General features: G+C 70.1%; 15 protein-coding genes. 8 read left to right on the top strand and 7 right to left on the bottom strand.

Annotation, left to right across the window (positions count from 1 at the left end):
* Positions 1-344: 344 nt before the first annotated feature.
* The 3 genes from uvrA (at position 345) to HNQ61_RS18265 (ending at position 7,254) form a co-directional block, all read left to right on the top strand.
* The gene (uvrA, locus tag HNQ61_RS18275; protein ID WP_170034769.1) at positions 345-3,206 is read left to right on the top strand and encodes an excinuclease ABC subunit UvrA; all 2,862 of its coding nucleotides are present in this window, start codon (positions 345-347) and stop codon (positions 3,204-3,206) included.
* A 599-nt stretch (positions 3,207-3,805) separates the two neighbouring features.
* Positions 3,806-5,170 (top strand): M16 family metallopeptidase, encoded by a 1,365-nt coding sequence (locus tag HNQ61_RS18270; protein ID WP_170034770.1) that lies wholly within the window; start codon positions 3,806-3,808, stop codon positions 5,168-5,170.
* A gap of 5 nt (positions 5,171-5,175) precedes the next feature.
* Positions 5,176-7,254, top strand: a complete 2,079-nt coding sequence (locus HNQ61_RS18265; protein ID WP_170034771.1) for an insulinase family protein — start codon at positions 5,176-5,178, stop codon at positions 7,252-7,254.
* A gap of 562 nt (positions 7,255-7,816) precedes the next feature.
* On the opposite strand, the gene HNQ61_RS18260 is transcribed toward HNQ61_RS18265, so the two are convergent.
* From HNQ61_RS18260 to HNQ61_RS18245, 4 genes are all read right to left on the bottom strand, one after another.
* The gene (locus HNQ61_RS18260) at positions 7,817-8,260 is read right to left on the bottom strand and encodes a hypothetical protein (protein WP_183685740.1); all 444 of its coding nucleotides are present in this window, start codon (positions 8,258-8,260) and stop codon (positions 7,817-7,819) included.
* Positions 8,261-8,457: 197 nt separating this feature from the next.
* Positions 8,458-10,305: a DUF885 domain-containing protein gene (locus tag HNQ61_RS18255; protein WP_170034773.1), complete on the bottom strand. Its 1,848-nt coding sequence runs from the start codon at positions 10,303-10,305 to the stop codon at positions 8,458-8,460.
* 175 nt (positions 10,306-10,480) lie between these two features.
* Positions 10,481-11,794, bottom strand: coding sequence for a thymidine phosphorylase (locus HNQ61_RS18250; protein ID WP_170034774.1), 1,314 nt, complete (start codon positions 11,792-11,794; stop codon positions 10,481-10,483).
* On the bottom strand, positions 11,791-12,240 hold the full coding sequence (locus HNQ61_RS18245) for a cytidine deaminase (RefSeq protein ID WP_240978474.1): 450 nt from the start codon (positions 12,238-12,240) through the stop codon (positions 11,791-11,793). The genes HNQ61_RS18250 and HNQ61_RS18245 overlap by 4 nt, the downstream gene beginning before the upstream one ends.
* 907 nt (positions 12,241-13,147) lie before the next feature.
* Between HNQ61_RS18245 and leuS the strand changes: the two genes are divergently transcribed.
* The gene (gene leuS, locus HNQ61_RS18240; protein WP_170034775.1) at positions 13,148-15,637 is read left to right on the top strand and encodes a leucine--tRNA ligase; all 2,490 of its coding nucleotides are present in this window, start codon (positions 13,148-13,150) and stop codon (positions 15,635-15,637) included.
* Between the two features lie 353 nt (positions 15,638-15,990).
* Positions 15,991-16,266 (top strand): DUF4235 domain-containing protein, encoded by a 276-nt coding sequence (locus tag HNQ61_RS18235; protein WP_170034776.1) that lies wholly within the window; start codon positions 15,991-15,993, stop codon positions 16,264-16,266.
* A gap of 6 nt (positions 16,267-16,272) precedes the next feature.
* Here HNQ61_RS18235 and murB read toward each other — a convergent pair whose 3' ends face one another.
* Entirely contained in the window at positions 16,273-17,229 is a 957-nt protein-coding gene (gene murB, locus HNQ61_RS18230) for a UDP-N-acetylmuramate dehydrogenase (RefSeq protein WP_170034777.1), read from the bottom strand.
* A gap of 197 nt (positions 17,230-17,426) precedes the next feature.
* Here murB and HNQ61_RS18225 point away from each other — a divergent pair, with 197 nt between their 5' ends.
* From HNQ61_RS18225 to HNQ61_RS18215, 3 genes are all read left to right on the top strand, one after another.
* The gene (locus HNQ61_RS18225) at positions 17,427-18,077 is read left to right on the top strand and encodes a glycogen-binding domain-containing protein (RefSeq protein WP_170034778.1); all 651 of its coding nucleotides are present in this window, start codon (positions 17,427-17,429) and stop codon (positions 18,075-18,077) included.
* Complete coding sequence (locus HNQ61_RS18220; RefSeq protein ID WP_170034779.1) at positions 18,074-19,162, top strand: glycogen-binding domain-containing protein; 1,089 nt, start codon at positions 18,074-18,076, stop codon at positions 19,160-19,162. Before HNQ61_RS18225 ends, HNQ61_RS18220 begins: the two co-directional genes overlap by 4 nt.
* Before the next feature lie 62 nt (positions 19,163-19,224).
* Positions 19,225-19,941, top strand: coding sequence for a hypothetical protein (locus HNQ61_RS18215; RefSeq protein ID WP_170034780.1), 717 nt, complete (start codon positions 19,225-19,227; stop codon positions 19,939-19,941).
* A 90-nt stretch (positions 19,942-20,031) separates the two neighbouring features.
* On the opposite strand, the gene HNQ61_RS18210 is transcribed toward HNQ61_RS18215, so the two are convergent.
* Both HNQ61_RS18210 and HNQ61_RS18205 read right to left on the bottom strand, forming a co-directional pair.
* Positions 20,032-21,000, bottom strand: coding sequence for an FAD-dependent oxidoreductase (locus HNQ61_RS18210; RefSeq protein ID WP_170034781.1), 969 nt, complete (start codon positions 20,998-21,000; stop codon positions 20,032-20,034).
* A 193-nt stretch (positions 21,001-21,193) separates the two neighbouring features.
* Positions 21,194-22,504: an acetamidase/formamidase family protein gene (locus HNQ61_RS18205; protein ID WP_170034782.1), complete on the bottom strand. Its 1,311-nt coding sequence runs from the start codon at positions 22,502-22,504 to the stop codon at positions 21,194-21,196.
* Positions 22,505-22,554 lie beyond the last annotated feature (50 nt).

The raw sequence follows: 22,554 nt of genomic DNA, 5'->3' as shown, positions 1-22,554 counted from the left end.
CGAGATGCGCGGAGCTTGCCGCCACAGGCGCGCAGGGTCACGGCGGGACGGGGGCTGGGGGAGGCTGTCTGTTGCGTGAGGGATGCGGGCCCGGAGGGGCGAGACGCCGGTGCGCCGCGCACGTCATTGCGGGGTAACACGATGGCCGGTGGCGCACCGGTGGCTCGACGCCGTTGGGCACAGCAGTACCGTGCCCTACGGCGCCCGCAGCCCGGCCCCGCGCAGCGGGGACACGCCCGGAGCAGCCGGTCCGTAAAGCCGTTCATCCCAAGTAGATCAGGAACGATTCACCGCTCGCGCCGCGTACACTTTCGCGCGGCTGGACAGTTCGGTATGTTTTCGGTATGAAGGACAGAATCGTCATTCGAGGGGCGCGGCAGCACAACCTCAAGAACCTGGACCTGGACATCCCGCGGCGCGCCGTGGTGGTGATTACCGGGCCGTCCGGGTCGGGAAAGAGCTCGCTCGCCTTCGACACCGTATATGCCGAGGGGCAGCGGCGCTACGTGGAAAGCATGTCCACGTACGCCAAGCAGTTCCTTGACCGCATGGAAAAGCCCGACGTGGACCGCGTGGACGGCATCAGCCCCGCGGTCGCGATCGAACAGCGCAACCCCACCAAGACCAGCCGCAGCACCGTCGGCACGGCGACCGAGGTGTTCGACTACCTGCGCCTGCTGTGGGCGCGCGTGGGCCGCACCTACTGCCCGGGGCCGCACCCGGACCAGCCGTGCGGCCGCGAGGTCAAGCCCGACACGGTGCAGAGCGCCACGGACGCCATCCTTGCCCTTCCCGCCGGGACGCGGATGATGGTGTGCTTTCCGCTGCCGCTCAGCACGCGGGTCACGCACGCCGTCGTGGTGGAGAACCTGCGCGCGCTGGGCTTCATGCGGCTGCTGGTGGACGGCGGCGAGCTTCACCTGGATGAGCTTCCCGAGGGGCTCGATCTGGTGGCCGCGCGCGAGCTTCTGGTGGTGGTCGACCGTCTGCGCGCGGATCCGGAAGACGTGGCGCGCGTGGCCGATTCGCTGCAGATGGCGTTCAACGAGGGCGAGGGCGAGGCGGTCGTCGTTCCCCTGGGCCTGCCGCGGCTGCGTTTTACGGAGCGCTTCCGCTGTCCGGACCATCCGGAGATCGAGTTCGCCACGCCGTCGCCGCAGCTGTTTTCGTTCAACAATCCGTACGGTTCCTGCCCGGAATGCACCGGGTTCGGCGCCGTGCTGCAGTACGACGAAACGCTCATCGTCCCCAACGCGTCGCGCGCGCTGGCCGAGGGCGCAGTCGATCCCTGGGCCAAGCCGCGCTACGAGGACAAGCGCCGCAAGCTGGCCGAGTTCGCCGCCAAGCAGAATGTGTCGTCCGACACGCCGTGGGCGGAGCTGCCGGCGGAGTTTCGCAAAGCCGTGCTGCGCGGCGTGCGCGGATTTCAGGGCGTCTTTCAGTTCCTGGAGGCGCTGGAGGAGAAGCGCTACAAGCAGTACATCCGCGTCTTTCTGCGCCAGTACCAGAGCAGCCAGGAGTGTCCGTCCTGCGGCGGTGCCAAGCTGCGGCCCGAGGCGCTGCGCGTGCGCGTGGGCGGGCGCAACATCAGCGAAGTCAGCGCGTTGCCGCTGGGCCGGCTGCGTCCCTGGCTGGCGGCCATGCTGGCCGGACGGACGGACGATCCCGAGTGCCCGCAGCCGCCGCTGACGGGCCAGGAGCGTGGCATCGCCGAATCCATCCTGCTGGAACTGGATTCGCGCGTCGGCTTCCTCGTCGATGTCGGCCTGTCGTACCTGACGCTGGAGCGGCAGACGCGCACCCTGTCCGGCGGCGAGGCGCAGCGCATCTCCCTGGCCAACGCGCTCGGCAGCCGCCTGGTCGATACGCTGTACGTGCTGGATGAGCCGACGATCGGCCTGCATCCCGCAGACAACGACCGCCTGCTGCGCCTCCTCGTCCGCCTGCGCGAGCAGGGGAACACGGTGATCGTGGTGGAGCACGATCCCGAGGCGATGCGGCTGGCCGACTTCCTGGTGGAGATCGGCCCGGGGAGCGGCGAACTGGGCGGACAACTGATGTTTGCCGGGACGCTGGATGAGATGCTGGTCTCCGACACGCTCACCGGCCGATACCTTTCCGGCCGCGAGCGGATCGAGATCCCGGAGCGGCGGCGGCCGGTGGACGGCCCCCGGCTGCGGCTGGAGGGCGCGCGCGAGCACAACCTCAAGGGCGACGACGCCGTCTTTCCCCTGGGCGCCATCACCGTGGTGACGGGCGTGTCGGGAAGCGGAAAGAGCACGCTGGTGCACGATGTCCTGTACCGCGCCGTGGAGCGCGAGCTTTCCGGCGGAGAAACGACGGCCAAGCGCCACCTGGGCGAAACCGTCGGCGCGTTCAAGCGGCTGCACGGTGTGTCCGCGCTGCGCGAAGTGGTGCTCGTGGACCAGTCGCCGATCGGGCGCACGCCGCGCAGCAATCCCGTGACGTACATCAAGGCGTACGACGAGGTGCGGCGCATCTTCTCGTCCCTTCCCGAAGCGAAGCGGCTGGGGTTCGGGCCCGGGCACTTTTCCTTCAACGTGGCGGGCGGGCGCTGCGAGGCGTGCAAGGGCGAGGGGCAGGTGCAGGTGGAGATGGTCTTCATGGCCGACGTCTTTGTCCCGTGCGAGGTGTGCGCGGGCGCACGGTTCCGGCCAGAGGTGCTGCAGGTGAAGTATCGTGGCAACTCCATCCGCGACGTGCTGGAGATGACGGTGGATGAGTCCATCCGCTTCTTTCTGCACGAGGACCGGCTGGGCGAGGTGCTGTGGCACCTGCAGCAGGTGGGGCTGGGGTACCTGCGGCTGGGCCAGCCCGCGCCCACGCTGTCCGGCGGCGAGGCGCAGCGCATCAAGGTGGCGCGCGAGCTGGCGATGGGCGCGCGGCGCGGCGGCCGCAAGCTGTACATCCTGGACGAGCCCACCACGGGGCTGCACATGGATGATATCAAGAAGCTGCTGCGCGTGCTGGGCGATCTGGCGGACGCCGGCCACACGGTGATCCTGATCGAGCACAATCTGGACGTGATGAAGACTGCGGACTGGATCGTGGACCTGGGCCCCGGCGCCGGGCCGGACGGCGGGCACATCGTGGCCATGGGCCGGCCGGAGGACATCGTCGGCGTGCCGGGGAGCCTTACCGGCGAGTGGCTTGCGGGGATGCTGGAGCCGGTGGGAAGTGCGTGAGTGCGGGGTGCTGGGTTCGTGAGTGCGAGGGACACGGGGAGGAGAACGGGGCGGGGGCGGCGAAGGATCGTGTGGCCGCCGGCTGGGGCCTCACCCCGCGTGCTGCGCACGACGACCCTCTCCCACGAACAGATGTGGGAGAGGGAGCACACACCAGCCCGGCGCGTGTCCCGAATGCAGTTGAAGGCCCGATCGTGGACGCGTCAGCGGCCATGAGTCGGGGCTTTCCGCTTTTGGAGCGGCGGATTTATTCGCTCAACCCCACTCCGCTCACGCGACAAACTCCGGTTCCCGCACCGAACCCATCCGCCCCGACAACCCTCCCCCAGTCTTTTTTGGGGGAGGGTGGGCCGGTGGTGCCGGCCCGGGTGGGGGCCGCCCTGGAGCCCGCGTTCCGCGCCGGAGCCTCCCCCGCGCGGACCTCCATCCCACCGTTTCCGCCCTGAATCTTCGCCCGGACGTTTACGTACGGCGGGCGCGGTGTCAGATTGGTGCACTTCCCGTCCGTCACGCCGCGCGGTTCGCGGCGGCACGGGCCCGCAGCCGGAACCTCGCGGGCCCGCAGTTGTTCTCATCAAACCCCCTCAGTTGGAGGCTGCATGAACAAACGCCTGGTGCGGAGCGGCATCGCCGTTCTTGCCCTGCTGGGCGCCGCGTCGGCACCGCTGGCCGCCCAGACCGGGCAGGCGGGCCGCGTGGACCTTGAAACGTACCGGCTGCCCAACGGCCTGCGGGTCATTCTGGCCCCGGACCCCGCCGTGGGCGCCGTGGCCGTGAACGTGTGGTACGACGTCGGCTCGCGCGACGAGCCCAAGGGGCGCACCGGCTTTGCGCACCTCTTTGAACACATGATGTTCCAGGGCTCCGCCAACGTCCCCCGCGGCGACCACTTCGTCCTGGTGGAGCGCGCCGGCGGCGACATGCAGAACGGCACCACCGAGTGGAACCGCACCAACTACTACCAGACGCTGCCCAGCAACCGGCTCAACCTGGGCCTGTGGCTGGAAGCGGACCGCATGCGCTCGCTGGCCGTCACGCAGGAAAACCTGGACAACCAGCGCGCCGTGGTGCAGGAAGAAAAGCGCCAGCGCATCGACAACCAGGCGTACGTCGGCGCGATGTACGAAACGATCATGGGCGTGTTCAACCAGGAAACCTGCTTTCCGTACGCCCACAGCATCATCGGCTCGTTCGACGACCTGAACGCGGCGTCGCTGGATGACGTAAAGAGCTTCTTCCGCACCTACTACGCGCCTAACAACGCCACGCTCACCCTGGCCGGCGGATTCGACCCGGCGCAGGCGAAGCAGATGATCACGCAGTACTTCGGCGACATTCCGTCGGCCCCCGAAGCGCCGCGCACCACCTGCACGCAGCCCTTCACCCACCTGCCGCAGGCGCGCACCATCCAGGACACGCGCGCCCCGCTCCCGGCGGTGATGATCGCCTACGGCATTCCGGCGCCCACGGAACCGGACTACGCGGCGGTTTCGCTGCTCAACTCCATCCTCAGCAGCGGCGAGAACGCGCGGCTGGACGACCGGCTGGTGGACCAGGAAAAGGCCGCCATCGGCATCACGCCGCTGTTCCTCACCAACCGCGGACCCAGCGCGGCCATGTACTGGCTGAACGCGGCGCAGGGCGTGGAGCCCGCGCGCCTGCAGACGCTGTTCGATGAGGAAATCGCGCGCATCCGCCGCGACGGCGTGACGCAGGAAGAGCTGGTCAAGGCGCGAAACGGAATGCGCGCCCAGCAGATCTTTGAGCGCCAGGTTCCGCACGGCACCGCCGAGGCGCTGCAGTACGCCACGCACTACTACGGCGACCCGGCCTACATCAACCGCAGTCTGGAGCCGTTCATGGCCGTCACCCGCGACGACATCCGCCGCGTGGCCGAGCGCTACCTGTCTCCGCAGAACCGCATCGTGGTGACGGTGGTTCCCGCCGCCGCCGCCCAGGAGTAATCGCCATGCACAAGATCAGGACCGCGCGGCCGCTTGCCGCGCTCGCCCTCGCGGGCACGCTGGCCGCCAGCCCGGCGCTCGCCCAGCGCCAGCCGCCCCCGGCGCCGCTGCCGGCCCGCCCGCTGGAGTTTCCCGCCTTCCGCGAGACGACGCTCCCCAACGGGCTGCGCCTCATCGTGGTGGAAAACCACGCGCACCCGGTGGCCAGTGTAAGCCTGCTGGTGGGCGCGGGAAGCGCGCACGTCCCCGCCTCGCAGGCCGGCCTGTCCAACATCCTGGGCGACGTGCTGACGCGCGGCACCACGACGCGCACGGCCACGCAGCTGGCGGAGGCCATCGAAAGCACCGGCGGCCGCCTTTCCGCCGGCAGCGCCACGGACTACACCGGCATCTACGCCAGCGTGCTGAGCGAGAACCTGCCGATCGCCATGGAGCTGGTGGCCGACGTGGCGCAGAATGCGTCGCTGCCGGACAGCGAAGTGGTCGCCATCCGCGACCGCTCCGCCTCGCAGCTGCGGCAGCGCCTGGCCGATCCGGGAACCCTGGCCAACCGCCGGCTGGCCGAGGAGCTGTACGGCAACCATCCGTACGGCCGGCTGCGGACGGTGGAGTCGCTGGGCACCATCACCCGTCCCATGCTGGCGCAGTTCTACCGCACCTACTTCCGCCCGGGCAACGCGCTCATGGTGGTGGCGGGCGACGTGCGCGCCGCCGACGTGGAGGCGCAGGCGCGCCGCTGGTTCGGCGGCTGGGCGCGCGGTGAGACGCCGCGGCTGGCGTTCAGCGGGCTGCCCGCTTCGTCGCCCACGCGCATCACGCTGGTGAACCGGCCGGGCGCGGTGCAGTCCAGCATCCGCATCGGGCGGCTGGGCGTGCTGCCGTCGTCGGCGGACTACCCCGCGCTCACGGTGATGAACCGCGTGCTGGGCGGCGGCTCCGATGCGCGTCTGTTCGCCATTCTGCGCGAGCAGCACGGCTGGACGTACGGCGCCTATGCCGACGTGGACCGCCCCGTGAACCAGGGCCGTCTGGTGGTGCTGGCGGATACGCGCACCGCGGTCACCGACAGCGCCGTGGCCGAGATGCTCGTCCAGATCCGCCGGCTGACGACGGAGCCGGTGTCGGATACGGAGATGACGGCGGCCAAGGGGTACATGATCGGCTCGTTCCCCATCCAGATCCTTACGGCGGAGCAGGTGGCGGGCGAGGTGGCCATCACGCGCCTGCTCGGCCTGCCCATCAGCGACCTGCTGCAGCGCCGCGAGCGCATCGCGGCGGTCACGGCGGCGGATGTGCGGCGGGTGGCCGCGCGCTACCTGCGGCCGGACAGCCTGCAGATCGTGGTCGTGGGTGACGCGGCGCAGCTGCTGGACAAGCTCAAGGCCATCGCCCCGGTGGACCTGGTGGATGCCGACGGGCGCGCGATGGATCCGTCCGCGCTCACGGTCCGCGCCTCCACCGAGCGCTTCGACGCCACGAAGCTGGCGGCGGGCGTGCAGGAGTACCGCGTGATGGTGCAGGGCAACCCGGCCGGCACGGCGTCGTACACGCTGGCGCGCGAGGGCGCGGGGTGGAAGCGCTCCGCGGTGATCGGCTTCGGGCCGCTGCGGCAGACGATTGACGCCACGTTCGGCGCCGCGTTCGAGCCGCTCGTCTACGCGGAAACGTACGCCGGGCCGTTCGAGGGCAAGGTGGATGCGCGCGTAGCCAACGGCCGCATCACCGGCACCGGGGCGCTTCCGGCGCAGATGGGCGGCGCCAAGACGTACGACGCGTCCGCGGCCGGCGCGGTCTTCGGCGGGATGGATGAACTGATGCTTTCCACCGCCGATCTGTCCACGGGCAAGACCATTGTCATTCCCGTGTTCAACAGCAGCAGCGGCAGCGTGGCGCCGGTGACGTACAAGATCGGCGCGGCCGAGAGCGTCACGGTACCCGCGGGGACGTTCCAGGCGTACCGCGTGGACGTGACGGGCGGTTCGGCGCCCATGACCGTGTGGCTCAAGGTGGATGCGCCGCACGTGCTGGTGAAGCAGGAGATCGTCGGCCAGCCCGTCGTTGTCGAACTGACGGCGGCGCGCTGACCCTGTCCATCCGCCCGGCTTCGGCTGGTCTGGGTTACGGTTGATGAAAAGCGGGGCGGCTCCCATTCGGAGCCGCCCCTCTCGTCATTTGTCGTTGCGCAAAGCGCAGCGTTCGATCGATCACTGCCATCCGCCACACCGGACCTGGTCGACTCGCGCCCATCCATCCGCCACAGTCCGCGCAGGCGGACTTCGTGCTTTTCCAGCGGCGAATTCATTCGCTCCTGGAAAGGCGGCCGCACCGAATCCCGTCGATCCCACGAACCCATCCCCACAGTGCCCAGCGGACTCAGACTTCTCCAACAACGCGATCGGGTGACTCAACGCCGAGACCAGCCACGGCACCATCAGCCACCTTCCGCGCCGCCGAAAGCCCGATGACGACGCGCGAGCCCGATTCCCTGCCGTGCGTGGACAACTTCGGGTTCGCTCGATGGCGGAACGAGAGAGGCCTCTGCCCGATGTGCGGGCAGAGGCCTCCTTCAAAAAATGCGGATGAACTCAGCGCGGGCGCAGCCTGCGGATCCGTCCTCAGGCTGTGCGCGGCGGCTGCGTGTCCGCCTCAGCGCGTGCGGCGGCCGGTCACCTGTCCGCCGTCGCCCGCCAGCGTCCAGTTCCCCGTGAAGTCGTTGCCGCTGAAGTTGAACGTCATCGCGACCTGCCCGTTCGGCGTGTCGGCGGTCAGCATGAGCTGCTGGCCGTTGACGGTGACGGAGCGGATGGGGAGCGGCGGCAGCACGCTGGTGACGATGCGGCCCGTGTACGCGCCCGGCGCGCCCTCGATCTCCACCGTTCCCGCCACGTTGTCCCCGCCGATGGACGTCGTGAACGAGTACGCGCCCATCGGGTTGAGCGCGCCCGCCGCCGGCATTGCGGTCCCCGTCGAAGTCGCGGTCACGGTCGTCGTGCCGGTGCCCGTCATGGGCGCGGGCGATTCCGTGGTCGCGGGCGCGGCCGAGCACGCGGCGGCGAACAGCAGGGCGGCCGGAGCAAGCAGAATGCGCATGGCTTTCATCGTGTCATGAGTGGAAAGGCGCACCGCATCCACGGCGCGCCCCGAATCCTGAGAAGCAGCTAATCCGCATTCCGCGGGCCGCCATCGAACGAAGAGGACAGAGACGGCTTGATCCACCAGCCCGTCCCCGTCCTCATCTCCCTGTTCCTATTCCCTATTCCCTACTCCCTATTCCCTATTCCCCGCAGTTACGCCCCCGCCTTCTTTGCCGCCACCCACCGCTCGATCGTCGCGCGCAGCATGGGCAGCGTCACCGTGCCGTCCTGCAGCACGTGGTCGTGGAACTCGCGGATGTCGAAGCGCGGGCCCAGCTCGCGCTCCGCCATCTCGCGCAGGCGGCGGATCTCCAGGTTGCCCAGCATGTACGCCGTCGCCTGGCCCGGCCAGCCGATGTAGCGGTCCACTTCGTTTTCCACGGAACCCTGATTCTCCGCCGTGTTGCGCAGCATGTAGTCGATGGCCTGCTGGCGGCTCCATCCCAGCGCGTGCATCCCCGGATCCACCACCATCCGCGCGGCGCGCAGGGCCTCGTTGCTCAGCAGCCCCAGGCGGTCCAGGTCCGACGAAAACAGCCCCATCTCATCCGCCAGCCGCTCTGCGTACAATCCCCATCCCTCCGCGAAGCCGGAGTTGCCCATGAAGCGGGTGAGCGGATGCACGTTCTGCCGCTCCTGCGCGATCGCCAGCTGCAGGTGGTGCCCCGGAATGCTCTCATGGAACGCGGTGGACTCCACGCCCACCTTGCTCTGCTTCTCGGCCTCGTACGTGTTCAGCCGGTAGATGCCAGGGCGCGAGCCGTCGTCGGCCGGCTGCTCGTAGCTGGCGCCGGACTGCGACGCCTCCGAGAAGGCGGGATACGGCTCGATGCGCACGTCCGCGCGGGGCAGGCGCCCGAAGTAGCGGGGCATGGCCGCCTTGCCGCGGGCGATGGCCGCGCCGGCGTAGTCCATCATTTCCTGCCGCGAGTGGAACAGGTACTGGGGATCGGTCCGCAGCCGCTCCAGCAGCGCCGGCACGTCGTCCGTGTTGAAGCTGCGGCGGGCGATGGTCTTCATCTCCGCCTGGATGCGGGCCATCTGGTCCAGCCCGATCTGGTGGATTTCACGCGCCGGCACGTCCAGCGTGGTCAGCGAGCGCACCTGCGCGCGGTAGCAGTCCGTCCCGTTCGGGTTGTTGCCCACGCCGATCTGCTCGCGCGCGGCGGGCAGGTACTCGTTCGCGATGAAGTCGCGGTACCGCCGGATGGCGGGATACAGCTCCGTCTGCACCACGCCCACCAGTGCCGTGCGGAAGGCCGGCGTGCTGTCGCGCGTGGCGGGAGACGAAAAGGGCGAGGTGGCCGCCGGCGTCGCCAGCAGCGCGTCCAGCTGCTGAATTACGCGGCGCACGTTCACCTTGGGCGCGCTGTACCCCATCCGCAGCCCCTCGCGCAGGTTCACGATCTCCGTGTCGATGGCGTTCGGAAGCCCGTGCCAGCGGGTGAGCGCCTGCGCGCGCAGGTCGTCCGTCCCGATCGGCTGCACCTCCGCCAGCTGCGCCAGCTGCACCTGCCAGCCCAGCATCTGGTTCACGCCGGACCACAGCTCGTTGCGGCACACGCGGCCCTGCGCGTCGCTCTGCGCGGCCTCGCGCAGAAAGCCCAGGGTGACGCCCTCCGGCCGGCCCGCCAGCGGCTCCGTCGGAAGCGCCAGCACGCGGCGGTAGAAGGCGTCGTCTTCCGCCTGGTAGCGGGCGAGCGCGGGGAGCGAACCATCGCTCAGCCGGTCGTGGCGGAATCCGGGAAGGCCAATGAAGGTGGCGAGTTCCGGGCTGCGGGTCAGCATCCGCTGCATCAGCTCGTTCGCCAGCGAGGTGACCTGGGCGGCGAGCGAATCCGCCGGGTTGGCGGCGATGGTGGGGACGGCGATGGGCCCCGTCATGCCCGGCGTCGCTGCGGGCGTAGCGGCGGGGGCCGGGCCGGCGGGCACCTGCGCGGCGGGCGCGCACGCCGCGAGCAGAACGCACGAGGCGCCGAGCCAGCGTGTGGATCGCTTCATGGGATTGTTCGTGGGGTGTGAAGGAGTGCCCGCGAGGGAGGGCCGGGCGTGTCCCGGGTACGCCGCGCGGTGGGGGAAAGATTCAGACGGAAAGTGCGAACTGCGAAGTGCGAACTACGAAGTACGAAAGTGGCGCGGGGCCGGCGCTCGTGTGGAGCGCCGGCCCCGTCCGGCTTCAGCCGATCGTCTCGTAGCTGTCGTCCGCGGCGGCGACTTCGGCGGTGGAGAGCGCGAAGGCCGTCCGCAGTCGTTCGATGGCGGCGTCCGCGTCCGCGTCCGTGCGGGCGTGGATGTCCGCCAGCGGCTGCCCCGCCTGCACCCGGTCGCCGATGCGCGCGCGCACCACGATGCCCACGGCGGGATCGACGGGATCATCCTTGGTGCGCCGGCCCGCGCCCAGCGCCAGCGCCGCGTCGCCGATGCCGCGCGCGTCCGCGGCCTCGATCCATCCCTCCGCATCCGCCGTGAAGGGACGGACCACGGGGGCGGCGGGGAGGATGTCGGGATTTTCCACCACGCGCGGATCGCCGTGCTGCGCTTCGATCAGCTGCTCCAGCACGCGGCTTCCCGCGCCGGAGTCGCGCAGTTCGGTCAGCCGGGCGCGGGCGGTCGCTTCATCCGGCGCCAGGCCGCTCATCTCCAGCAGCTGCGCGCCCAGTTCCAGCGTCAGCGCCCACAGGTCCGCCGGGCCGCCGCCGCGCAGCGTGTCGATCGCCTCGCGGATCTCCAGCGCGTTGCCCACGGCGCGGCCCAGCGGCTGGCGCATGGAGCTCAGCACTGCCCGCGTGCTCCGTCCCGCGCCCTCGCCGATGCGCACCAGCGTCCGCGCCAGGACGCGCGCCTCGTCCAGCGTCTGCATGAACGCGCCGGAACCCCACTTTACGTCCAGCACGATGCTGCGCGCGCCGCCCGCCAGCTTCTTGGACATGATGCTGCCGGCGATGAGCGGAATGCTGTCCACCGTGCCGGTCACGTCGCGCAGCGCGTACAGCTTCTTGTCCGCGGGGACGAGGTCGCCGCTCTGCCCCACCAGCGCCGCGCCGATCCGCAGCACCTGCGCGCGCATTTTGTCCAGCGGCAGCTCGCACCGGAAGCCGGGGATGGCCTCCAGCTTGTCCAGCGTGCCGCCCGTGTGGCCCAGTCCGCGTCCGCTCATCTTGACGAACGCCGCGCCCGCCGCCGCCATCAGCGGGACGAGGACGACGGAAGTCTTGTCGCCCACGCCGCCGGTGCTGTGCTTGTCGACGGTGGGGCGGTCCAGCCCCGGCCACTCCAGCGTGGCGCCGCTTTCCACCATCGCCTCGGTGAGGGCGAGGGTTTCGCGCTCGGTCATCCCGCGCCAGCAGACGGCCATCAGCCACGACGCCACCTGGTAGTCGCGGATTTCGCCGGATACGTAGCCGGCCAGAAAGCCGCGCAGTTCCTCGGGCGTCAGCTCGCCGCCGCGCTTCTTCCGCTCGATGAGCTCCACCGCGGACGGGGCGCTCACCGGCCCTCCCGCGCGGCCGCCAGGCTGGCCGGGCCGAACGCGCCGGGGAGCAGTTCGCGCATGTTGGTCAGCTTGTAGCGGTCCGGCCCGTCGGGCATGACCACGGGCAGGTCCGGGCCGAACTCCGAGATCACCTGGCGGCAGGCGCCGCACGGGGTGCACGCCACGCTGTCGTCCGGGCCGGCGACGGCGATGGCCAGAAAGCGGCGGGCGCCCTCGCTGACGGCCTTGCCGATGGCGACGCGTTCGGCGCAGTTGCCCACCGTATACGCGGCGTTTTCGACGTTGCACCCGGTGAACACCCGCCCGTCTTCCGCCAGCAGCGCGGCGCCGACGGGAAAGTGGCTGTACGGGGCGTACGCGTGGGTGCGCGCCTCGCGGGCGTGCCGCAGCAGCGCGAACGCCGTCTGCGGGTCCATGGGCTCGGATTCGGAAACCGGGGTCAACGCGGGGTCCTTCGGTCTGGCTGCGGATGCGGTGAACCGGCCCAATATACGATTTCCTCCCCGCGCGTGCGACCGCGCGGAACGGCGGCCGGGATCGGTGCGTCGCGGCGGGCCTCACGGGCGGCCCCCACCCGGGCTCGTACTACTCGCCCACCCTCCCCCGAAAAGACGCCCGAAAAGACCGGGGGAGGGTTGTCGGGGGCGGATGGTTCGGCGTGTGGAGCGGAGTTCGTCGCGTGAGCGAATTCCGTTGAGCGAATGAATCCGCCGCTCCAACAGCGGTAACCCCCGACACCGGCCGCTGGCGCGTCCGGTTCGGAGCTTCAACTGCGTTTGGGAATGCGGTGCGACCCGGTAGCCAGTCCGCGGAGGCGGACTTCGTGTTTTGCGAGGTGCGGTTTCAACCGCCGAACGGAGGCCCGCTGCCCGCGCCGGACCCACCCCCGCGCTGAGGTCTCCCCCTCTCCCGCTTGCGGGAGAGGGGGCCGGGGGGTGAGGGGTGCCCGCCGCCGCGCCACACCATCCGAAGCGTGAAGTCGTTGCAGTTCTCCCCTCTCCGTGCGCAGTTTGCACGGGGAGGGGCTGGGGGAGGGGCCTCCAGGCCGGAGCGCGCACTGAATCGTCCAGCCCACACGATACTGGTGTGTGCTCCCTCTCCCACGTCCGTTTGTGGGAGAGGGTCGTCGTGCGCAGCACGCGGGGTGAGGGCCCCATCGTGCGGACTGGACAGCCGTTGTAGATTGTTCGATTGTAATACTGTTTTCAGTAGCCCATCGCAGTATTGTTTTCAGTAGTATCCGCCGCCGGCCCGACCCTCGGCCGGCGGCTCGCGTTATACCCGGCTCTCCACGCGCCCCGCGGGACCGTCCCGCCGGTGCGCGATTGCACCTTTGTTCGTACGGGAACCATGAGCGACAGCAACCACGTCACCAACAGCTACCATCCCGCCGAAATCGAGCGGAAGTGGCAGGCGCGCTGGGACGAGCGCGGCACCAACGCCTGGACCGACGAGGCGCTGCGCTCCGCCGAACGCCCCTTCTACAACCTGATGATGTTCCCGTACCCCAGCGCCGAAGGGCTGCACGTGGGGAACATCTACGCGTTCACCGGTGCCGACATCTTCGGCCGCTTCAAGCGGCTGCAGGGGCACCAGGTGTTCGAGCCCATCGGCTTTGACGCGTTCGGCATCCATAGTGAGAACTTCGCGCTCAAGCAGGGAATCCACCCCACGGAGCTGATTCCCCGCAACGTGGCGCGCTTCACCACGCAGCTGCGGCGCGTGGGCTTCATGTACGACTGGAGCCACACGGTCGACACTACCACGCCCGACTACTACCGCTGGACGCAGTGGATTTTTCTGCAGCTGTACAAGGCGGGGCTGGCGGAAAAGAAGGAGGCGCCGGTCAACTGGTGCCCGTCGTGCAACACGGTGCTGGCCAACGAGCAGGTGGTGGGCGGCGAGTGCGAGCGGTGCGGCACGCCGGTGGAGATGCGCTTTCTGTCGCAGTGGTTCTTCAAGATCACCCAGTTCGCCGGGCGTCTGCTGGAGAACCTGGAAACGCTGGACTGGAGCGACACCACCCGCAAGGCGCAGCAGAACTGGATCGGCCGCAGCGAGGGCGCCGAGCTCTCGTTCCCCATCGCGCGGCGCAAGGTGGCGGACGACCGTCACGAGTCCGCGAAGATCGAGGCCGAGAAGCCGGTGATCCGCGTCTTCACCACGCGCCCGGACACGATCTTCGGTGCCACATACATGGTGCTGGCGCCGGAGCATCCGCTGGTGGACCGCATCACGTCCGATGAACAGCGCGAGGCGGTGGACGCGTACCGCCGCCAGGTGGCCGCCACGGACCTGGTGACGCGCCGGAAGACGGATAAGACCAAGAGCGGCGTGTGGACCGGCGGCAACGCGGTGAATCCCGCCACCGGGCAGGAGATCCCCGTGTGGATCGCCGACTACGTGCTGATGGAGTACGGCACCGGCGCCATCATGGCCGTGCCCGGCCACGACGAGCGCGACTTCGAGTTCGCGACCGCGTTCCATCTGCCCATCGTCCGCGTGGTGGCGGGTGAGGGGCAGGATGCGGACACGCCGCTGGACGAGGCGTACACCGGCCCCGGCGTGCTGGTGAACAGCGGCCGGCTGGACGGGATGGGTGTCATCGACGGCAAGCGCGCGGCGACCGCGTGGCTGGCGGAAATGGGACTGGGCGAGCAGCGGATCAACTACCGCCTGCACGACTGGACCATCAGCCGCCAGCGCTACTGGGGGCCGCCCATCCCCATCCTGTACTGCGACGAGTGCGGCATCGTCCCCGTGCCGGAAGATCAGCTGCCGGTGATTCTGCCGTTCATCGAAGACTTCAAGCCGGACGCGAGCGGCGTCTCCCCGCTGGCGCGCCACGAGGAGTGGTACCGCACCACGTGCCCCACGTGCGGCGGTGCCGCGCGGCGGGAAACGGACGTGAGCGACACCTTTTTGGACAGCGCCTGGTACTTCCTGCGCTACCCGTCCGCGGGCGACGAGCAGGTGCCGTTCGACCAGGAGATTACGAAGCGCTGGCTGCCGGTGGACAGCTACATCGGCGGCAACGAGCACGCGGTGCTGCACCTGCTGTATTCGCGCTTCGTGACCATGGCGCTGCACGACATGGGGTTGATCGACTTCGAGGAGCCGTTCACCCGCTTCCGCGCGCACGGGCTGATCGTCAAGGACGGCGGCAAGATGAGCAAGTCCAAGGGGAACGTGATCGTCCCCGACGACTACATCGCCGAGTGGGGCGCCGACACCATGCGCCTGTACCTGATGTTCATCGGGCCGTACCAGGAGGGCGGCGACTTCCGCGAAGGCGGCATCACCGGGCCGTACAACTTCCTGAGCCGCCTGTGGGATTCGGTGCTGAGCGCGCGGGAGCTGGCGCTGGACGCCGGGGTGGAGCAGAAGCTGCACGCCACGATCAAGAAGGTGACGGAGGACCTGGAGGCGCTCAGCTACAACACCGCCATCGCGGCGATGATGGAGTACCTGAACGTGGTGCGCGCTGGCGGCCGCACGCCGGAGCGGGCCGCGGTGGAGCCGCTGGTTCGCCTCGTCGCGCCCTTCGCGCCGCACATGGCGGAGGAGCTGTGGGAGCGTCTGGGCAACACCGAGTCGCTGTGGACGTCGGCGAAGTGGCCGGGCTACGACGCGTCCAAGGCCGTGGCGGACACGGTGGAGTTCGTCGTTCAGGTGAACGGCAAGGTGCGCGCGCGCATGCCCATGGCCCGCGGCATCGCCGAGGCCGAGGCGCGCGAGGCGGCCCTGGCGGATGAGAACGTGCAGAAGTGGATCGAGGACAAGCAGGTCCGCAAGACGATCTTTGTCGCGGACCGCCTCGTGAATCTGGTGGTTGGATAGTCTGCAACTGCCGTTTCACACGGAGGGCACGGAGGATACACGGAGGTCACGGAGGCATCGCGCCGCCGTGACCTCCGTTCGTTATCCATGATCCGCAGACACAAATCTCACGCAGAGCAGCAGAGGAGCAGAGAAAAGAACAAAAGCAGGGTTGATCTTTTCGCTCCTCTGTTCCTCTGCTCCTCCGCTGCTCTGCGTGAGACTATCTGTTGATCTGTTCCTCCGTGCCCTCCGTGCATCCTCCGTGACCTCCGTGTGAAACGGCAGTTCATGGAGCCGGGCGCACGAGTCACTGGCCTGCCGCGTGCACTCCACGGATCCAGGCATCAACGGAACTCGAAAGAGGCAGACGGATGAAGAAGCGCGTGGCGAAGCGGGCGTGGCCGCTGTTCAGCGGGGCGGTGGTGTGGATCACGGGGGTGGCGGTGCAGCGCGCGCTGGCGTCCGGGTGGCGGCGCACGCGCGACTCGGAGCCGCCTACGCCCAGGAGCGACGCGCCGCTCCTGGTGACCGCGTCGTACACCGCGGCCACCACGGCCCTCAGCGCCACGGCCGCCGTGCTGGCCGCGCACGGCGCCGAGGTCGCCTGGAAGCGGCTTACCGGAAAGAAGCCACCCAAAAAGAAGTGAGCGGCGTCAGAACTCGCCGATCATCCCGATCTCGGTCTTGAGCTCGTAGCCCAGCTGCTCGCGCACGCGCGTCTGGGCCAGGTCAATCAGGGCGCGCACGTCCGCCGAGGTCGCGCCGCCCAGGTTGACCATGATGTTGGCGTGCTTGTGAAAGATCTGCGCGCTCCCCAGCACGTGCCCCTTCAAGCCCACCTGGTCCACCAGCCGCCCCGCGCCGATCCCCTCCAGCTTCTGAAAGATGCTCCCGGCGCTGGGGTACAGCCACAGGTCCGGATGCCGGTCGTCGCGCCACTGCAGGTTCTCGCGGATGGTCTCCCGCATCTCCTCCTTCGGCGTCGGCTCCAGGCGGAAGGTGACGTCCAGCACCACGTCCTTGCGGTCGTGCAGGATGCTGTAGTCGTACCCGAACTGGAAGTAGTCCAGGTCCACCTCGCGCACCTCGCCCTCCTCGGTGAGGATCGTGGCGCCCTCCACCACCTCGGCGATGAACATCGTCCGTTCCCGCTCCGGCGGCGGGGAAAGGAAGTGCAGGTTCTGCCACACCGCGCCGCCCACCGTGCTGGGGATGCCCACGTAGTGCTGCAGGCCGCCCAGCCCCTTGGCTACGGTCATCTGGATTAGGTCGTGGTAGATCTTTACGCCGGAGCCGGCCTTGACGCGCGTGTCGTCCAGCCACTCCACGTGCTCCACCTCGTTCTTGATCACCAGCCCGCGGAACCCCTTGTCGCCCACCAGGATGTTGGCGCCCAGCCCCAGCAGGAAGAAGGGGATGTCCAGGTCGCGCGCGGTGCGGACGGCTTCCGCCAGCTCCTCCTGGTTGAGGGCGCGGTACAGGAGGTCCGCGGGGCCGCCGATCTTGAACGTGGTATGCGGCGCCAGAATGGCGTCGCGCTCCAGCCGGTCGTCGCCCAGGCGCGCGGCGATCTCGGAAACGGGCAGGTCCAGCGCTTTGGTGGCAGACATCCGGCTCGACAGGTTCAGGTTTGGGCGCCGAAACTCGCGCGCGTGGACGCGGTTTGCAAGGCGGGTGCCCCCCGTGGTGGACCCGCCCGCCCGCGTCGTGGTATCAATCCCGCGAAGATGCCCCAAACTGTGACCGAGGGGCGGGCCAGCCGTCTTATGAATGCATCCTCTCCCGCCCGAAAATCCGCAGGACCCGCATGACAGAACGTATCCACCGCGCGCTGGACGGCGAACTCGCCCCGGACGCGCTGACCGTTGAAGAACGCGCCCGCGCCGAGGCGCTGGGCCGCGCCATGGACCGGATCGCCGCGCCGTTGCGCGCGGCCCCCGTGCCCGACCTGGCCGCGCGCGTCATGGCCGCGCTTCCGGCGCAGGGACTGCGGCGCACCGGCTGGCGCGCGGCCGCCGCCTGGCTGTGGACGCCCCGCCCCGTCCGCCTGCGCCCTGCGTACGCGCTGGGCAGCGGGCTCTGCGCGGCGGCGCTCGCGATCGTGGCCGTTCCCGCCCTGCGCGACGAGGGTCCCGCGCCGGTCCGCATCGTCCAGGCGGGCCCGGACCGGGTGACGTCCTCCGATCCGCTCGTGTACGTGCAGTTCCGGCTGGAGACGAGCGCGCGGCAGGTGGCGCTGGCCGGCTCGTTCACGGGGTGGCAGCCCTCGCTGCGGCTGCGGCAGACGGAGCCGGGGGTGTGGACCGCGCTGGTGCCCCTTCACGCCGGCGTGCACGACTACGTGTTCGTGGTGGATGGCGACCGCTGGGTGGCCGATCCCCATGCGCCGCAGGTGGATGACAGCTTCGGCGGCACCAACAGCCGCATCTCGCTGCCCCCCGTGAGCGCCTCCGCGTGAAACGCCCGCTTCTTGTCCTGGCGGCCGCGCTGGCGCTGGCCACGCAGGCGGCGGCGCAGGGATGGACGGTGCAGGCCGCGGCCGGCCGCGCCGTGCACGATCCGGTGTCCGCCCGCGTGGGCAGCACCTCGGCGTCGCTGGGACTGTCGTACGACGGCGCGGCGCGCTGGGGCTACGTGTCCGGCGGGGTGGCGGTGCAGGGAGAAGGCCCCGGCTGGGGCGCCGCCGGCCTGGGGGGATGGATTCCCGCCGCGCAGTTCGGCGCGGTGCAGGCGGGGGTGAACACCGCGCTGCAGGGCTACGTCTTTGGCCCCACGGGCCCCAACGAGGCGGGGCAGGGCGGCAGCGTTCAACTGCAGCCTTCCCTGGCCTGGCGCGGCGGGGTGATGACGGCCACGCTGCGCTCCGGGCTTTCCGCCGCGGCGGACCGCATCAGCGATGCGGCGGAGCTGCGTGTCTTTCTGGACAGCGACGCCCGGCTGGCCGCTTCCGTCGCGGACGGGGTGGAGATCGGGGCCGGTGCGCGGCTGGTGTCGGGAGAGGGCGGGCGCTGGCCGTACGCCGGCGCCACGGCCGAGGTGCGCCGCCCGTGGGGCGGGGGATGGGCGTACGCCGGCCGCTGGCTGGACACCGATCATCCCGATCCCGCCACGGCCTGGGGGGCGGGCGTACGGCTGCGGGTGATCCGCGCCACGGAGGTGCAGGCGTCGGTGCGGCAGGAGCCGTTCGACCCCGTCTACTGGAGCACGCCGCGCCGCACCTGGAGCGTGCAGCTTTCGCGGTCGCTGGGGCGCGGGTCCCGGCGCGGGGCCATGGCGGCGCCGCGGATCGCGACGGGGGTGGCGGTGTTCCGCATCGCGCGGGCGAAGGCGGCGTCCGCGCCTTCGGTGGTGGGCGCCTTTACCGGATGGGCGCCGGTTCCCATGCAGGCGGAGGGGGATGCGTGGGTCGCGCGCATTCCCGTTGCGCCCGGCCTGCATCATTACGTGTTCCGCACGGCTTCGGGCGAGGTGGTGGTTCCCGACGGCGTGCAGACGGTGGACGACGGCTTCGGCGGGCGTTCCGCCGTGCTGGTGGTCCCGTGACGGGGCGCGTCGTCGTGTCGTCAGTCCCATGGAAGGCAGGCGCGGAAATTCCCAGAATTCCCATGAAGACGCTTCGGATCTACGCGGTTCTGCTGCTGGCCATGCTGGCGGCGCCCGCCGCGGCGCGGGCACAGACTCCGGAACAGCGGATCAGCGCGGCGCGGCAGGCGGCCGCCGCCTCGGGCATTCCCGTGCAGCTGCTGGAAAGCAAGGTGGCCGAGGGCCGCGCCAAGGGCGTTCCCGCGGAGCGCATCGCCGCCGCGGTGGAGCGGCGCCTGTCTACCCTCACCCGCGCCCGCGACATCATGGCGGGCCGGCCGGTGAGCGCCGCGGACCTGTCCGTGGGCGCCGACGCGCTGGACGCGGGGGTGGAGGCCGACGTGCTGCGCCAGCTGTCCTCCAGCGCGCCGGCTGACCGGCGCGCCGTGGCCATCGCTGTGCTGACGGAGCTGGTGGCCGGGGGCGAAACCTCGCAGCGCGCGATGGCCCGGGTGAACGCCGCCCTGCGCGGCGGCTCCGAAGCGCTCAGACGACTACCCGGCGAGGCCGCGTCAGAAAACTCGCGCCGGAACTCGGCGCCAGGGCGGGACCCTTCCCGGGCGGAAGGCGGTCAGGGCCGCGGGCGCGGCGGGCCGCCTGCTTCCGTTCCCGGAGCCACCAACCGTCCCAACAACGGCGGCGGCCGGGGCAACAACGGCGGCGGCAATGGTGGTGGGAACGGCGGGGGGAACGGGGGAGGCAACAACGGCGGCGGGAATGGCGGCGGCAAGAAGCCGTAGCCCATCCCGCGCGGGTGGATGGACGAGAAAAGAGCGGCGGCCGCGTTTGCGGCCGCCGCTCTTTTGTTCGTCGCTCCAGGATTCCGGGGATCAGTCCAGCAGAGCGACGACCTCGTCCGCGCAGCCCCATGCGACGGTGACGCCGCTGCCGCCATGGCCGTAGTTGTGGATCACGGCGCGCCCATCCTCCCGGTCCACGCGCTCCAGCCGGACCTCCGCGCGGCCCGGGCGCAGAGCGGCGCGGTGCTGCAGGATCTCCGCATCCGCCAGCGATGGTTCAAAACGCGCGCAACGGGAAAGGATCTCCTCCGCCGTGTGCGCGTCCGTTTCCAGCCGCGCGTCGTTCGCCTGCGCGGTGCCGCCGAGAATGACGTCGCCCGCGCGCGGAACGATGTAGATGGGCTCCGCGCCGGGGCTTACTGCCAGCCAGAAGCGCTCGATCCCGGGATTTCGCACGCGGACGATCTGACCGCGGATTGGATGGACGGACGGGTCGCCCGCCAGCGCGCCCGCCGCGAGGCCGGTGCAGTTGATCACCATCGGCGCAGCCGCCATCGGCTCGTCCAGCGTGGATGCGCGCCGCGGTTCGATCTGCACTCCCAGCGCGTTCAGGCGGGCCGCCAGCCAGCGCAGGTACACGGGCATTTCCGCGACGGGCAGGCGAAGCGTCTGCGCGTCCGTGTACTCCGGGATGGGCGAGGGAATGATTTCGCGCGGCACCGCATCCATCCCATGGATCGCCCAGACGGGGTCCGCGTCGCCGTTCCACACCTCCGTGCCCTCCACTTCGCGCACGCCGGACGCGGGATCCCGCGCATCCTCCAGCAACTGTTCGCGCGTCCGCAGCGCCCACCGCGCCACCAGGTCCATGGGCGCGGCCTTGTACGGATACCAGATCGCCGCCGCCGCGGACGAGACGATCGCCTCTACCGGGTCCGGCCCCCACACGCGGACGCGTCTGCCGCTTTCCGCCAGGCGGACGGCCGCCGCCAGCCCGATGACGCCGGAGCCGAGTACCAGGACGTCATCGCCGGAGGCGCGAAATGGTGTGTTCTGCATCGGCCGATGGGAGTGGATGATGGAGGCGATTCGTGCGCGCGGTGGCGGACAACATACGCCCGTCCGCGCCGGGAACGCACGTGATCACGACCATCGTTCGACGGATGACAGCAGGAAATCACGCAGAGCAGCAGAGTAGCAGAGACCACCTCTGCTCCTCTGCTGCTCTGCGTGAGACAAGTCTTTGGCGAAGTCAGGGCCGCGCGTTCGTGTTCCGGCGCGTCAATCCGACGAGCCTCGCCTTTTGCAGTGTCGCGGCGATCCCGGCGTTGCGCCCCGCGACGGTGACGACTTCGTATTCGATGGATGTCCCCATCACCATCGACGCTTCGGACAGGGTAAGGCCGTAGTCCTGCTCCAGCCACTGCGCCATCCCCGCGGTCGCCGAGCGCATCGCGTCATCCAGCGAACCGGCCTGGCCGATCACCATCAGGTGCGTGGGCGATTCCACCCGCGGCGTGGCGAGCGGCCGCGGCGGAAGGATGTCCACGGTGAACTCCACGTCCAGCGACGTTTCCAGTGCCCATTGTGTCGTCTCACCATCGCCCTGCGCCGCGTGGCCGTCGCCCAGAAAGAGGAGCGCGCCGGGGCGGAAAACGGGAAGGTAGACCGTCGTCCCTTCCACGATTTCATTGTAGTCCATGTTGCCGCCATGGCGCCCGCTGTCCCCCGCCGACGCGGGCGCGAACCCGAAGTCCGGCGCCACACCCAGGCCGCCGAGCATGGGACGGAGGGGGACGGTGTAGTCCGCCAGTCCGGCCGGTGGCGTTTCGAGACGGGCGACGCCCTGCGCCCGGTCCAGCCTCCATCGCACTCGTTGGCCCAGCCCGGATGCGCGCGCGCCGAGCCCCGGACCCATGGCGCGGCCCGCGAATCCGTCCAGGCTCTCGGCCCAGTCGCGGTTCGGCCGCAGCCGGTGGATGTGGATCGCGAGCACGTCGCCGGGCTGCGCGCCGGCCACGAAGAACGGCCCGGTCTGCGGATTTCCATACAGCGCGCGCGTTACGCCGTCCCGGTCCGCGCCGCCGGAGTCGAGGGTACGCGTGCTGACCGTATCGCCCGGGGAGATGACGAGCACCGGCGCGCGTTCGGCCGTGAACTCGTTGCTGAACGTCTCCGGCTCGAACGTCACCCGGCGCGGGGGACCGGCGGGGCGATCCGGAAGCCGCCGTCCGGTGAACGCGTGGCGGGCGCGCGCGGCCGGATCGTTGGTGTCGGGAAAATCGGCGGTGCCGGTCATCACGCCGCGCGCGATCCGACCGGTGTAGCGGTACGCGGTGTTCCGGCTGTCCATCGCCACGAACTCCACCCGGCCGCCGGTGCGCGTTCCGGCGACCTGCCATCCACCCAGCGTGCCGTGAACCGAATCCCCGCGAGATTCCAGCGTGAGCATCTGGTGCTCGGCGTTGCCCCAGCGGTCCACGGTAAGCAGCCACGTTTCCCGCGTCTGCGCGAGCGCGATCGTGGGGATGAGCGAGAAGACGAGGGCCAGCAGCGTTCGCATCCGGTTCCTGACAGCGGTGGGTATGCGCCGGGCAGGTCGCGGCGTCCCTC

It is taken from the genome of Longimicrobium terrae, from assembly GCF_014202995.1.
In the GTDB taxonomy this organism is placed as follows: Bacteria; Gemmatimonadota; Gemmatimonadetes; order Longimicrobiales; family Longimicrobiaceae; genus Longimicrobium; species Longimicrobium terrae.
The sequence above is the reverse complement of the archived record's forward strand: the minus strand, read 5'-3'. Positions and strand labels throughout refer to the sequence as shown.